Genomic DNA, 12,960 nt, shown 5'->3' on the forward strand with positions numbered 1-12,960 from the left:
ATGAGAGCGCGGTCAGCCTGATACAAGAACGATCACTCCAGCCTGAGCTCGACCGTTCCAAACCGCCCATAGTCGGCTGTGTAGCGACCGCCGGTTCTTGCCGCCAACATGCCACAAACGGTCCCTGTACTCACGAATTGCCCGGCGTATAAGCCTATCCCAACCTTCGATAGTTCGTTTATCAGCCAAGTGAACGATACTATAGGATGGTCGATGGCGGCGCTTGCCGTGCCGCGGCGCTTTTCGAGGCCGTTGCAGGACAGCGAGACAGATTGATCGGCCAAGCCGGAGCGTTCCCAGTCCGGTATTGGATCCCCGATCACGATAGACCTGCCTCCAGAGCCGTCTGCAATCATTGCATTCACGGGCGGAAACGCATCATCATTGCTGAAGCTACATCCCGCGAGCTCGATGCCGGGATGTATGGATGCGATCGCCTCAGCGAGATGATCCTGAGTGTATGGCTGTTCACGCGGCAGCAGATTCCGGCCGACCTTGATCTGATACTCCACTTCCACAATTGGACTGCAAAGTTCCGAAAACCGCACAATCGCCGGCGATTGCATCACACATGGATGGAATATTCGGCCGTAGATGGGGGTCGTTGCGCGCAAAGCTTTCTGAAGCTCTTCTTTCATTGCAGCAACTTTCCAGCCCCCGATCTCCCATCCGAGCCGATCTGCAACAGCGCTGGCGATCCGATAGGCCGAAGCTTGATCCAGCGGGACGAGGTCCGGCCGCAACCCACTTTGCTGCCTCGCCTCCTTTCGGAGCGAATAGAGAAGATCAGTTAGCTCTCGTTCAGCTTCGTACTTCATTGAGGACCTAGAGCCTTCTTCCATATGCGAATGGCATCTCGACAAGTTTCTCTGTTCTGCCACGAAAGGGCATAAGAACAGCCGAGCAATGTCCGTTGTCATGCCGTGCGCAGCACTGGCGGTGATGCCGCAGGGCGAGCCAGCGCGAACGTGACTTGCACGACTCCAGCCGCAAGCCCAACCGCAACACCGATGCGCCAGGCGAGCGCATAGGATCCGGCAACATCGTAGATCAGCCCGCCTCCATAGGCGCCGACAAAGCTGCCAATCTGATGACTCATGAAGGCAAGCCCCTGAATCATCGCCTGCCATTTGAGACCAAACATCTCGACGACCGAGCCTGCGACGAGTGGACTGACGCCGAGCCAGAGAAATCCCATAGCCGCACTGAAGATCAGCGTTGAAAGAGGCGTGGGCGGCACCATGAAATAGAGGGCCAACACCAGCGATCGACATATGTAGATGGCACCCAACAGGGCGAGCTTGTTCCATCGGCCGCCGGCCCAGCCAAAGAACAGACTGCCGAGCACATTGAAGCCGCCGATCACGCCAAGTGCCTCAGCGCTTAGCATCGGATCGAGGCCGCAGATTGCGAGATAGGAAGGCAGATGTGTCGTGATGAACGTGAGTTGCATCCCGCAAACAAAAAAGGCAATCGTCATCACCAGAAATGAGACGTTTGTGAAGGCGGTTTTCACAGCTGCCCCGGCAGAGACATTCTTGAGTTGGTCGGATGACGCGCCCGATGACAGCTTGTCCACCCGACTGGCGTACAACGCAGCGGGGATCATCAGAACCGCGAGCGCGACGAAGCCGACAAGGCCGGTACGCCAGCTAAAAGCGGAGATGAGTACCTGCCCAAGAGGCGCTGACAATAGCGCGCCCAGTGAACCTGATGCGGATACAATACCTAGCACAGTCGACCGAGCGCTTTCAGGCACGGCGCGCGCCGACACCGACTGGGCCATTGCGCTCGCGGTGCACGCGAGCGAGGCCCCTATGAGGACGCCTGCCCCGACCATGATGCTGATGAGACCATGCGCGGTTGCCATCAGTGCCAAGCCCGCCACGTAGGACACGGCGCCGACCATCGTGATAGTGCGAAAGCCATAGCGCACGGCTAGGCCGCCGGTGAGGGGCTGCAAGAGTCCCCAGACGAGGTTTTGAGCGGCGATCGCGAGGGTAAAATCGGACACGGAAATGCCGACGTCACGAGTCAAAGGCTGCACGAAGATGCCGAGCGACTGCCTGAGACCCATGCTCAGCGTCAGCATCAATGAGGCGCCAATCAGGATTGGGAGCGTAGGGCGGAGGACCTTTAACGTTGACATTTAGCTCACCGGTTTGCAGGGGGCATCCATCGGGCGGACACCATTGATCTTTTTCATGCGATCGAAATGACGGATGCCTCCATGCAAATCGAACGCCTTCTTTATCGTTCGAAATAGACAAGGCTGCCTAAGATCAACAAGAGAAGCTTCCTCACGACCAGTGAAGATTTGTCACTCTCAGGAGCGACACGGTGGTACACGCCCTTAGGAGTGGCAGCCTGCGTGCTGGTTTTAGAACTGATGACCTGCGGAATAAGCCATCTGCCGTCACTCAAGGCCGGAAGACTTCGAACTGAAGTAGCGGTAATGCTTTCTTCACGGAGGCGCGACGCCCGGAGCGCGCGGGCGGGCGAGTCAATGGTACGCGACAAAGCCGCCGGGTGGAGCACTCTGCCGCGGCGCGCCGATATCTGCGTGGAGCTCAGAGCTCAGTTACTGAAGGACCCTTGAGCTGGCATCCGGCTTTTAGCCCTTGAGGTTTGTAGATCCCTGGATCACCGAGATATCGGGCAGAAGGCCCAGAATAGACCTATCGCAAGGGCGACGACAAAGGCGGGAAGGCCAACCGCGGAAAGGCGATCGATGGTGCGAGAGTAATGAATCACTTTCGCAAGATCTCCCGCGTCAGCGGCTCGCTTACGCATCACCACTGGGACCACGCAAACAACGTTAAGGCTCACAGCAATGAAACCGGCAACCAGCTTCACGATGAGCAGGCGCGCCGGCTGAGTATCGCTAAGCATCGCGAGCCCGGTTGCGAGCACGACGAGGGCAGCCGGCAATTCGAGAAGGATGTCTATCCAAAAATGATTGCGGGCCACGGAGAATCCGTGTGACTTGCTCTCGGCACGGCTCCGCTCGAGCACAAACTCCGAGCCTATGACACCAGACCAGAACGCTACGGCGCAAAGGTGAATTGTCGCTAGTTGAATCACCAGAATACCCCCCGTTTGCCAAACGCCGCGAAATTGGCTTTGTTCGAGCTGACCTACCAGCTCGCGAGCAGCGCGTTCCGCATTTGGAGACTCCTTTTTTGGCGGGCTTTCGATCCAAAATCACAAGCGACAAGGCGTCGAGGTCATCGTACTCGTACGCTCAACCTGCAGGCTGTATGAATACGATCCGTCCCGCTCGTTCGAAGCACTGCCCTACTGCGTACCATCACGCAGGAACAGGACTTTCATTGTCGGATCCTTAATGGCCTCGTGGGCGTCATCAAACGAAACACGATGCGTCAACACCGCCTCCGGGTGATAGTGGCCGGTCTTCAGATGCTCCACGCATTCCGGTAATCGTGCTCGAACGTTGACACGACCAATTTTGAGGGTAACGCCCATGCCGTACATGTGACGGAGAGGAACCGCAGTGGTTTCGGTGAAATCACCATACATCCGCTGACACACGCCGGCAGGCTCAACAGATCGGAGTGCAAGACTCAAGCTCGCAGTTGAACAGGCAGCATCGATCGTTAGCGGGAATGCCCCAGGCGGATTCATCTTGGCGAAGTCGTGTGCTTCGATCACTTCTGCACCAAGCGACTTACATTTTGCGAGCGCTTCCTTGCTCGAGTCGACGTAGACAACACGCGACGATCCAAGGCTGAGGGCCGCATGCACAATCATTGCCCCCAGCGATTGACCGAGGCCGCCGCCGACGACCAGAACCTCGGCACCTGGCCGCTCCTGCAAGACCGGAGCAACCACACTGAAGGCGTCAGTTGCGCTATCGGCAAGACTGGCAGTTTGCGATAGATCGTGACCTGGGGGTTGCTTGATAAGCATATGGTCGGCGAAAGGAACTAGCATCGCGTCAGACAACGCGCCGCCATACTCCACGCCGCACGCAGGCTTCAGCCCATAGGACGAACGGTAGGGTACGGTTTTGCAGGCATATGGCAGTCCGCGTCGACAATTTGGACATTCTCCGCAGCTGATTTGAAATGGTACGATAACGAAGTCGCCAGGCTTGACCTCCTTCACATCGTCGCCAACTTCGACCACCACTCCGGATGTCTCGTGGCCAATGGCGAAAGGGCCTTCGAAACCTGCCTTTCCGTTTGCAATCGCCAGGTCCAGATCACAGCGTGAAACGGCCAGAGGACGAACAATTGCTTGGCGGTCGTCCTGGATTGTGGGCTCCGGAACATCCCACCACTCAAGCACGTTGGCCCTTACATAGGTGAGTTGCCGCATCCCGCCTCCCCGCTGTGTTGATGCGCAAACGACTTGCGCTCTCACCCGAATACTCAGTGCTAGCCAGGACCAACAAGAGAAGTTTTCTCACGAGCAGTGAAGAGTCGTCATCGTTTGGGATAATTGCGGTAGGGACTCACCTCCTTCAGCGAAATCAGTGGGGACGTGAGCTCGTCAGGGCATGAGTTCGAGGTTTCAGCTTCCAATGGTGGACAGAAGCTTCATTCCTGTCTCCATCCTAGGCGAAGCGTAGAAGGCCGGCTTACAGTCTGGCTTACAGTCCAACTGCAGTTCGAACTGCGTTTTTGATCCAGCGGCGGACCGATGTGAGTCGTCTATTTTGTACCTGTTCGGACCGCGACACCAAGTAAAGCGTTTCACTTTGGCCAGGTCCCGGGTCGAACGGGACGACAAGCCGTTTTCCGAATCCAGGGCGCGCCCGGATCAGAGGATCCATTGCTAACGCGACTCCGACGCCGCTCTCGGCGGCTTCCAGGGCCAGCGGCACTGAATCGAGCCAAAGCTTCCCCACGGGGCTTAGATCCTTTAGACCGGCCCGAGTGAGCCAGCTCTGCCACGCTCGAGGCTGCCGAATCAAGTTGATCAGAGTTTGGTTGGAGAGATCGCTGGGAGCTCGCAATCCCACCTTCACGAGCTGGGGCGCGCAGACCGGGACCAACCTGACCTTGAGCAGCGGTTCGAGTCTCAACCCTGTAGAGTTTTCCCGCCCATACCGGACCGCAAGGTCTACAACGGATTCAGAGAAGTCGGCATATTGATGGGTCGCTTCGATGCGCAGGGCCACCCCGGGGTTCGCTTTAGCGAAGTCGGGTAAAGCCGGTATCAAGATTGTCGACGTGAAGAACGGCAGCGAACTGATCCGCAGTTCGTTCGGCTGCATCCGGCTTCCACTCGATACTGCACGGCTAGCCCGTTCCAGCGTGGAAAGTGCGGTTGAAATCTGCCTGCGGAAACTTTCACCTTCAGATGTCAGCCGAACCGACCGGCCGTCGCGGATGAACAGTTTCACGCCGAGTTGCGCTTCCAGATTTCGGATCTGGTGACTTACGGCGGAAGGCGTCAGCGCCAGATCATATGCAGCCCTCCGAAAGGAGAGCTGAGCCGCAGCTCTTTCGAATGCAAATAGCGCCGGGAGCGGTGGGACGGCGCGCAATGGCAAATCGCTTTGGGGAAGATGATGAATTTCATTCATCTCCGTCAAGAACGTCTCTCTTGTTTTGTCCATTGAAACGGCGTCACCTTTGATCAGGACGAATGAAAGCTATTTGACAGTGGACTGGCCCGTGTTGTCAATTTTTGAGCCTCTGGGACCCAATTCCTGGCGGCCGTCGCCACTTGCCGCTGGTCCATTCGCCGGCCTCCAGGGAGGCGCGGTTGCCGGTCTCCTTACTTCAGAGCTCGAAAGTTTAGCTGCCGAGAAGAAGTGGGGTGACGCAATTGGCGTCACCGCCTGGTTTCTTCGACCGGCTCCAATGGCGGACCTGCGGACAGCGATTACACCGATCACCCAAGGCGGGCGGCTCAATGTAATCGAGAACACGCTGTACACAGTCGATGGATTCAAACCTATCGCCTCGGCTCGTGTCACTTTCGCGCACAAGCGGCCAGTTGATGTCCAGCTGTCGAGGGAGACGACGCAACATCATGACCCGCTAACGTTCCCGGCAAGAGACTCCAAACTTCCGACCGGCAAGGCATGGTTCATGGAGGCGATGGAGATGCGCCCTGCCCCGGACATCGCATGGTTCAGGTTGAAGCATCAGATTACCCCCCATGCCGGAACGCTTGCCATGGTGCTTGGTCCCGCTGATTGGACTCACGGTCTCGCGCGTCCGGTAAGGAACGTCGTTGCTGATCCCAATCCGAATCTGACGGTACATCTTTTTAGGGCCCCGTTAGGAGATTGGATCGGAGTGCAAGCACACACACGTTGGCAACCCGAACGGGGTCTCGGAATGGGGCGAGGGACGCTCTTCGATACGTCTGGCGAGATCGGCTGTGTTTCCATGGACGTTGTGCTGCTTCCCGCAAGAGGCGCCTAGCCAGGCTGCCTCGAGAGGAGCGTCCAATGATTATAGTGACTAGTCTACTACTTTGAGGACAGACATGCAGCAGCTCAATTTCGTCGGCGTTCGGAAGCTCGAATGGCGGGAGGCCAACAGCCTCTCCTTGCCGGACGACGATGCGGTGCTAGTGCGGCCCCTGACGGTGTCGACCTGCGATTTCGACGGGTTGGTCATTCAGGGGCTGATACCGTTCCCGGGCCCCAAGCCCATCGGTCACGAAGGCGAGGGCGTCGTTGTGGACGTCGGCGATCGCGTGACCCAATACAAGCCTGGGGATCGGGTCATCATCCCGTGGAAGATCGCCTGCGGGTCGTGCCCTTCATGCCGCCGCAAGCACACGGCCCAGTGCTCAAGCGTCCCTCCCGCCGAATCCTACGGGTGGGGACTGAACTCGGCCCTCTGGGGCGGGTTTTTGTCAGACGTGGTGGTGGTGCCGTGGGCCGACCACATGCTCACCCGCCTTCCCCCCGACGTCGACCCTTCCATGGCTTGCGGCGTCGCCGACAACATCAGCGACGGCTGGCGTGCCGTCGCGCCCGGGCTGCGGGAACGACCAGGCGGCACAGTGCTCGTCATCGGCATGGCGCCGCCCGGAAGCATTGGCCTCTACGCCGCCGGCATCGCGGTGGCGCTTGGCGCGGAGCGCGTGGTCTATGCTGACCGGGATCCGACTCGGCTCGCGATCGCCGAGCGGATGGGCGCGGAGGCGTTCGACCTTCGCTCCGGGAAGCTTGAGACGCTCAAGGAAGACCTGACAGGGCTACTCGGAGGATTCGACATCACGGTCGACGCCGCCGGTGAACCGGCGATGCTGCCGACACTGCTGCACCTGACCGCCCCTGCGGGTGTCTGCACCTCGACTGCCGGCGTGCGGTATCGCGGAAAGGGCGACGTGCCGCTACCGATCACCAAGATGTATCTGAAGTCGGTGTCCTTCCACACCGGCTGGGTCCACACTCACGCCATCATTGACGAGCCGTTAGAGCTGATTCGGAGCGGACGATTCGATCCAAGTCCGGTGGTCACGCGGACGGTAGACTGGTCGGACGCGATCGATGCGCTGGTGGAGCCGTTCACGAAGGTTATCGTTCGCCGCGATAGCTAGAGCGCGGCAAACCCCTCATTCGGGCCCTATCTTCGAACTTTGCGGTGGCATCAGATCGTGGTTGGTGCCCCACGCGTACACCATGATTGAAGCGAAGAGTGGTCCCTCGACCCAGGCCGACACCGCGTTCGCCGGCCCTTCGTACCCGGCGGGAAATAACGTGGGCTCGGGATGCCTCCGATCGAGTTGTTTGAGGATCATCCGTGTGTCGCAATAGACGTCCGCGCCGATCTGGAGACCCGGCGCGCGACGATACCCGCCCGTCAAGGGAAGCAGGTCGGGCTTCGGCAACACAGGCGCCATGATCACGCTTTTCCGTCGGAGCGACTTCAAGCCCATGGCGATCCGCGTCTTCTCGGATTAATTGGAGATGTCGTAGTGATGGAGAATGAGTTCGGTCATGCTCTTCAGCCAATAACCTCCAGCAAAGCTGGAGGTTTGATTGGGAACCGCCAAAGGCGGTTTTAAGGGATGTTAGGACGATTGCTTGGATTTTGGGGCAGCTGAAATCTTTAGCTCAAACTGATCCAGTTGCTGGTCGGCCATTTCCTGATTCTTGATGTAGGCCCGGATCATTTCCTCATCGCGGCCGACGGTCGTGACAAAATATCCGCGTGCCCAGAATTTGTGGCCCAGGAAATTTCGCATCTTCCGTTCGACGTTCTGCGCGATCCAGATCGAACTCTTCCCCTTCATATACCCGATGATCTGCGCCACCGAATATTTCGGAGGTATCGATATCAGCATGTGGACATGATCCGGCATCAGGTGACCTTCCTCGATCCGGCACTCCTTCCGTCGTGCCAGATCGTGAAATACCTGGCCCAGATGTCGCTTGATCTTCCCGAACAGCAGCTTCTTGCGGTACTTCGGCGTAAACACGACGTGGTACTTGCACTCCCAAGTCGCGTGATTAAGATGATTGTACTCTGCTTCCATCATGGTCTCCTTGAGGGTTCTTGGCGGTTCCCCAAGGAGACTCCATGACTTCATTCCCGCAGCTGTAGAACTGCCGGTTTTCGCCCCGCCATAGGCGGGGGCTTAGCAGGCTTGGTTAGCCTTTCGTGCTATCTTCCTCGGCGACGCGCGCGGCAAGCTTGTCATGCTCCTTTGCGGGCTCGGTTCTTCGTGCGCTTCGTTTGCTTGCAACATCGGGGTGAAACGGAAGTAGCCGAGGCAAGGTGGACACTCCAGTCAGCAGATCCGACGGACCGCGCCGACATCAGTTGCATTCCTAGCGGCCTCAGTTGCGGCTATCCATCTCGTTGATCAACTTGCGCGCTTCGTCGCGCTCCGGAATCGGACGTCCGCTGTCGCGCCACTCGATCGCGGCCTTGAACCCGTGCTTCTGCGCGTATCGCCGGAACCACAGGCCTTCGGGATTATGGCGGGTGATTCCGTCGAACAGCGTCGCAAGCGACTGCGTCTGCTCCAGGCCCATGTTCAGCATCACCTGGTTGACGACCATTTTGTGCATGGCGAGGTGGCTCCTCGGCACGCCGGCGATCCGGTCCGCGAGTTTTCGCGTGGCGGCCTCCAGCTGCTCCGCCGGAACGCAGGTGTTGGCCAGGCCCCACTCGGCCGCCGTCCGGCCGTCGATCATGTTACCGGTGAACATCAACTCCTTGGCACGTGAGGGGCCGAGCTTGAATGTCCACATCGCGGTCGTAGGACATCCCCAGACGCGCGTCGGCATGTAACCGATCCGGGCGTCCTCGGCCATCACAATCAGGTCGCAGCAAAGAGCAATGTCACTGCCGCCGGCGACTGCGGCACCGTGGATCTTTGCGATAGTCGGTTTCGAGCACTTCCACAAAGACATGAAGCTCTCGGTGTTCTTCTTCATGAAGGCGTAGTCGACCATGGGATCCCAGGGGTCGCTCTCCTGCTGGCACGGGTGCTCGATCTCGTTCTCCGCGTAGGAGACAAGATCGTATCCTCCGCAGAAGCCCTTGCCGGCGCCTTCGATCACGATGACGTGGACGTCGTTGTTCTTTTCCGCCCAGTCGATCGCGGCGCGGATCTCACCAGGCATGGCGTCGTCGATAGCGTTGAAGCGTCCAGGGCGGTCGAGGACGAGACGCGCGATGCGGGGAGCGTCCTCGCGAACTGCGATGCTGAGGGTCGAAAAATTCGGCATGGTTCCTCCCGTTGGTCAAACAGTCAGTATTGACTGTACCACCTGCAATGATACCGTCAATGCTGACTGTCAGGAGGAGAGGCATGCCCAAGCCGGGGAAAAGCGGAGGAGTGGCTGGAGCGGAGACCACGCGTACGCGCATCCTGAACGCCGCCGTCGAATGCCTGATCGCGACCGGCGTCGCCGGCACGACGACCCTCGCCGTGCAGCATCGGGCGGAAGTTAGCCGCGGCGCCCTCCTGCATCATTTCCCGACGCACGCCTCGCTGTTGGCCGCGAGCGTCGCCGAACTGGTTCGCCGCAACGAGAGGGCGGTGTCCCAGAGTCGCGCGGGGGCTGGTCCGGCAGACAGTCTGGCGGCAGCCGTCGAGGCGTTGGCCTTCGCTGCGCGTCAGCCGGCGTATCTCGCGGAGCTGGAGCTATGGGCCGTCGCGCGCACGGATTCGGCGTTAAGGCAGGCCTTGATCGCTGCCGAACGCGGCGCGCGCCGCGATCTCGACCGCGTCTATTTCCAGCTGTTCGGCGAATGGACGGATTCCGAAGCCTATGACGAGGTCATCGCGCTGACGCTCCACTTCATCAGGGGCCTTGCTATTTCCGAGAATCTCCGCAGCTCGGCGGCACAACGCGAGCGTCTTGTCGCTGCCTGGGTCGATGCGATGCGGACGCTGCTGGAAAGGAACAGGAAGGTCGGACCAAAGCACAGAAATGCGAGAGGATGAAGATGGACGAGACGAGACTTTTTGCATCCTATTGGCCGGCCGATACGACGCGAGCGATCCTTGACGTTAGCATCGGCCGGGTGCTCGCCGCGGCAGTCAACGAGGTTCCTGACCGCACCGCGCTGATCGAGATCGTACCGGCGTCGATGCAGTCGGCGGTCGGCGCCCCGCACGTCAATCGACGGTGGACGTACGCTCAGTTGCAGGACGACGCGAGGCGTTGCGCGAGCTGGCTGCTGCGGAGGTTCGAGACGGGCGACCGCATCTGCGTCTGGGCGCTGACGTCCCCGAGTGGGTCATCCTGCAATACGGCGCCGCACTCGCTGGCGTGCTCCTTGTGACCGCCAATCCAGCATTTAAGCCGAGCGAGCTCGAGTTCGTGCTGCGCCAGTCCAGGTCGTCCGGCCTCTTCCATCTGTCGAGCTTCCGTGGCGTCGACACTGGCGCCGTAGCCCGCGACATGGAAAAGATCGGTCTGCAGCGTTATTCCTTCGACGGGTGGCTTGAGGAGGTCCGGAGCACGCCGGCATCCACCCTGCCCGAAATCGACCCCGGGCATCCTGCTCAGATCCAGTACACGTCCGGAACCACCGGTCGCCCCAAGGGCGCGCTGCTGCATCACCGTGGCCTGGTGACGAACGCGAGCTATGTAGCCGCGAGAGTCCGGCTCGAGGACAGCATCCTGCTCAGTCCGATGCCACTCTTCCACACCGCCGGTTCGGTGATGAGCGTCTTGGGATGCATGACATCGCGCGCGACGTTGGTGCTGCCGTTATTTTTCGACCCGCCCACGGTGTTGCAGGCCGTTGAAGCAACAAAGGCGCAGGTCATCTTCGGCGTTCCGACGATGCTGCTCGCGCTGATCGAGGCGATGAAGACTGCCCCACGCGATCTGTCGTCGCTGCGCGTTGCGTTGTCTGGAGGTGCGCCGGTCTCTCCGGAGATCCATCGCCGCGTGAAAGACACGCTCAGCCTCCAGCTCCTCACGGTCTTCGGTCAGACCGAGCTCAGCCCCATCGTTGCGCAGACGAGCGTCGATGATCCGGAGACCGAGCTGGTCCACACGGTTGGAAAGCCCCTGTGGAACGTCGAGGTGCGCATCGCGGATCCGCTCCAGCTTCGCGTGCTGCCGACCGGCACGGAAGGCGAGATTCAGGTCCGCGGATACCAGACGATGATTGGCTATTTCGACGCGCCGGAGGACACGCGCCAAGCCGTCACGGCGGACGGATGGCTGCGCACCGGAGATCTGGGGACGCTGGACGAGCGCGGCTACCTTCGCGTCACCGGCCGCCTCAAGGACATGATCATCCGTGGCGGAGAGAATATCTATCCGGTGGAGATCGAGGCCTGCCTGCTACAGCACCCCGACGTCGCTGACGTCGCGGTCTTCGGAGTGCCGGACGAGAAATGGGGCGAGGTTGTCGCCGCGGCCATTCGGTTGACGCCGAGCGCCTCGGCATGCGCGGAACGGCTAATTGCGCACTGCCGCGCAGCGATGGCGCACCATAAGGTGCCGACACTCTGGTTCTCGTGCACCGAGTTTCCGCTGACGGCGTCTGGGAAGGTTCAGAAATTCAGGCTGCGGGAAGCGTTGGCCGCCGGCTCGCTCTCTAAGCTGAACTAGCGGGCCGCTTCAGCGGAATCGCCATGCCCAGTGAGGATCGCCTCGGTCGCGTCGCTGGCAGACCTCGATTCGCATGAAGCGGTCGTGCGCCAGCGCTGCGCCGACCCAGAGTTCGTTCCAAGCATCGAACACAGCCGGCGAGAGGTCCGCTCGCTCCGACATCAGACGCCACGAGGTCTGGCGGACCATCGTGGAATCTCCTTCCTGCAATAGCTCGGCGTCGTCACCCTGCCCGGACGCCAGCCGCGCGAATGCCGTAGCGAAACCAGCCGCTCCGGGCTCGACGTCTCCAAGAAGCGAGGCGACTTCGTCGAAGGTATGCATCCCGATCAGCCTGGCCGCTGCGCCCGCGAGATGGCCGCCCTCCTCCGGACCGAGCGCAGCGACTGTCTCGGGCACGATCGAGGTGATGTACTCCATCGAGTAGTTCCGGAGCACTTTCAGCAGCCGCTCCTCCGGCCAGGCATTCTCGGGAAGTTTTGGAGCGCGGGCCGGATCGAACGGCGGACAACGCTCGCCCGGCGAGAACTGAAGCCGCTCCTCCGGAGCAAGGTCTCGGTCCCATTCCTTGTAATAGCCTTCGAGCCCAGGCTGACCATCGACGGTCTGCCCGGTACAGACAAAGCCGAGCCGCGGGTTGCCAAGCACGGCGCCGTTGTTGGCATGCCATCCTCGCAGCATCGCGCGCGAAACCTCAGAGGGAATGCCGCAGATCGCCGTGCCCCACCAGATCCATCGCGGCGGCGGATAGCGGACCCAGGCCTTACGATCGCTTTCGTAACCGGTATAAGATTCTCGGTGCTGATGTTCGGCTGCGGCTTTCAAGATCGTGGCGTATGGTGCGACCATCCGGGACAGAGGCACCGGGAGCACGAAGGTGTGGGCAGGCCGTTGCGTACGATGAGCTGCGAGCTCGAGTTAGTAGCTGGCCGCCTCTA

13 protein-coding genes are annotated in these 12,960 nt (G+C 60.1%); 4 read left to right on the forward strand and 9 right to left on the reverse strand.

Features of this window, described 5'->3' with window-relative positions; genetic code table 11:
• Positions 1 to 32: 32 nt before the first annotated feature.
• From MTX19_RS34780 to MTX19_RS34800, 5 genes are all read right to left on the reverse strand, one after another.
• On the reverse strand, positions 33 to 818 hold the full coding sequence (locus MTX19_RS34780) for a hydratase (protein WP_280981234.1): 786 nt from the start codon (positions 816 to 818) through the stop codon (positions 33 to 35).
• A 98-nt stretch (positions 819 to 916) separates the two neighbouring features.
• Positions 917 to 2,149, reverse strand: coding sequence for an MFS transporter (locus MTX19_RS34785; protein WP_280981235.1), 1,233 nt, complete (start codon positions 2,147 to 2,149; stop codon positions 917 to 919).
• A 494-nt stretch (positions 2,150 to 2,643) separates the two neighbouring features.
• Positions 2,644 to 2,970, reverse strand: coding sequence for a hypothetical protein (locus tag MTX19_RS34790; RefSeq protein ID WP_280985692.1), 327 nt, complete (start codon positions 2,968 to 2,970; stop codon positions 2,644 to 2,646).
• 327 nt (positions 2,971 to 3,297) lie between these two features.
• Positions 3,298 to 4,341: an alcohol dehydrogenase catalytic domain-containing protein gene (locus MTX19_RS34795; protein WP_280981237.1), complete on the reverse strand. Its 1,044-nt coding sequence runs from the start codon at positions 4,339 to 4,341 to the stop codon at positions 3,298 to 3,300.
• A 274-nt stretch (positions 4,342 to 4,615) separates the two neighbouring features.
• Positions 4,616 to 5,554, reverse strand: a complete 939-nt coding sequence (locus MTX19_RS34800) for a LysR substrate-binding domain-containing protein (protein WP_280984980.1) — start codon at positions 5,552 to 5,554, stop codon at positions 4,616 to 4,618.
• 91 nt (positions 5,555 to 5,645) lie between these two features.
• Between MTX19_RS34800 and MTX19_RS39390 the strand changes: the two genes are divergently transcribed.
• Together MTX19_RS39390 and MTX19_RS34805 are read left to right on the forward strand one after the other, a co-directional pair.
• Positions 5,646 to 6,404: an acyl-CoA thioesterase domain-containing protein gene (locus tag MTX19_RS39390; RefSeq protein ID WP_348638329.1), complete on the forward strand. Its 759-nt coding sequence runs from the start codon at positions 5,646 to 5,648 to the stop codon at positions 6,402 to 6,404.
• A gap of 64 nt (positions 6,405 to 6,468) precedes the next feature.
• Positions 6,469 to 7,533: an alcohol dehydrogenase catalytic domain-containing protein gene (locus tag MTX19_RS34805; RefSeq protein ID WP_280985693.1), complete on the forward strand. Its 1,065-nt coding sequence runs from the start codon at positions 6,469 to 6,471 to the stop codon at positions 7,531 to 7,533.
• Between the two features lie 15 nt (positions 7,534 to 7,548).
• Here the strand turns inward: MTX19_RS34805 and MTX19_RS34810 are convergent, their stop codons facing one another.
• From MTX19_RS34810 to MTX19_RS34820, 3 genes are all read right to left on the reverse strand, one after another.
• A complete protein-coding gene (locus tag MTX19_RS34810) occupies positions 7,549 to 7,878 on the reverse strand; it encodes a glutathione S-transferase N-terminal domain-containing protein (protein ID WP_280984981.1) in 330 nt (109 codons plus the stop codon).
• Positions 7,879 to 8,007: 129 nt separating this feature from the next.
• Complete coding sequence (gene tnpA, locus MTX19_RS34815) at positions 8,008 to 8,472, reverse strand: IS200/IS605 family transposase (protein ID WP_280984622.1); 465 nt, start codon at positions 8,470 to 8,472, stop codon at positions 8,008 to 8,010.
• Between the two features lie 304 nt (positions 8,473 to 8,776).
• The gene (locus tag MTX19_RS34820; RefSeq protein WP_280981239.1) at positions 8,777 to 9,673 is read right to left on the reverse strand and encodes a crotonase/enoyl-CoA hydratase family protein; all 897 of its coding nucleotides are present in this window, start codon (positions 9,671 to 9,673) and stop codon (positions 8,777 to 8,779) included.
• A gap of 83 nt (positions 9,674 to 9,756) precedes the next feature.
• On the opposite strand from MTX19_RS34820, the gene MTX19_RS34825 reads away from it, so the two are divergent.
• On the forward strand, positions 9,757 to 10,395 hold the full coding sequence (locus MTX19_RS34825; RefSeq protein ID WP_280981240.1) for a TetR/AcrR family transcriptional regulator: 639 nt from the start codon (positions 9,757 to 9,759) through the stop codon (positions 10,393 to 10,395).
• 220 nt (positions 10,396 to 10,615) lie between these two features.
• Positions 10,616 to 12,022 (forward strand): AMP-binding protein, encoded by a 1,407-nt coding sequence (locus MTX19_RS34830; RefSeq protein ID WP_280981241.1) that lies wholly within the window; start codon positions 10,616 to 10,618, stop codon positions 12,020 to 12,022.
• Between the two features lie 9 nt (positions 12,023 to 12,031).
• Here the strand turns inward: MTX19_RS34830 and MTX19_RS34835 are convergent, their stop codons facing one another.
• Complete coding sequence (locus MTX19_RS34835) at positions 12,032 to 12,847, reverse strand: hypothetical protein (protein ID WP_280985694.1); 816 nt, start codon at positions 12,845 to 12,847, stop codon at positions 12,032 to 12,034.
• Positions 12,848 to 12,960 lie beyond the last annotated feature (113 nt).

The sequence above is a fragment of the Bradyrhizobium sp. ISRA464 genome, assembly GCF_029910095.1.
Taxonomy (GTDB): Bacteria; Pseudomonadota; Alphaproteobacteria; order Rhizobiales; family Xanthobacteraceae; genus Bradyrhizobium.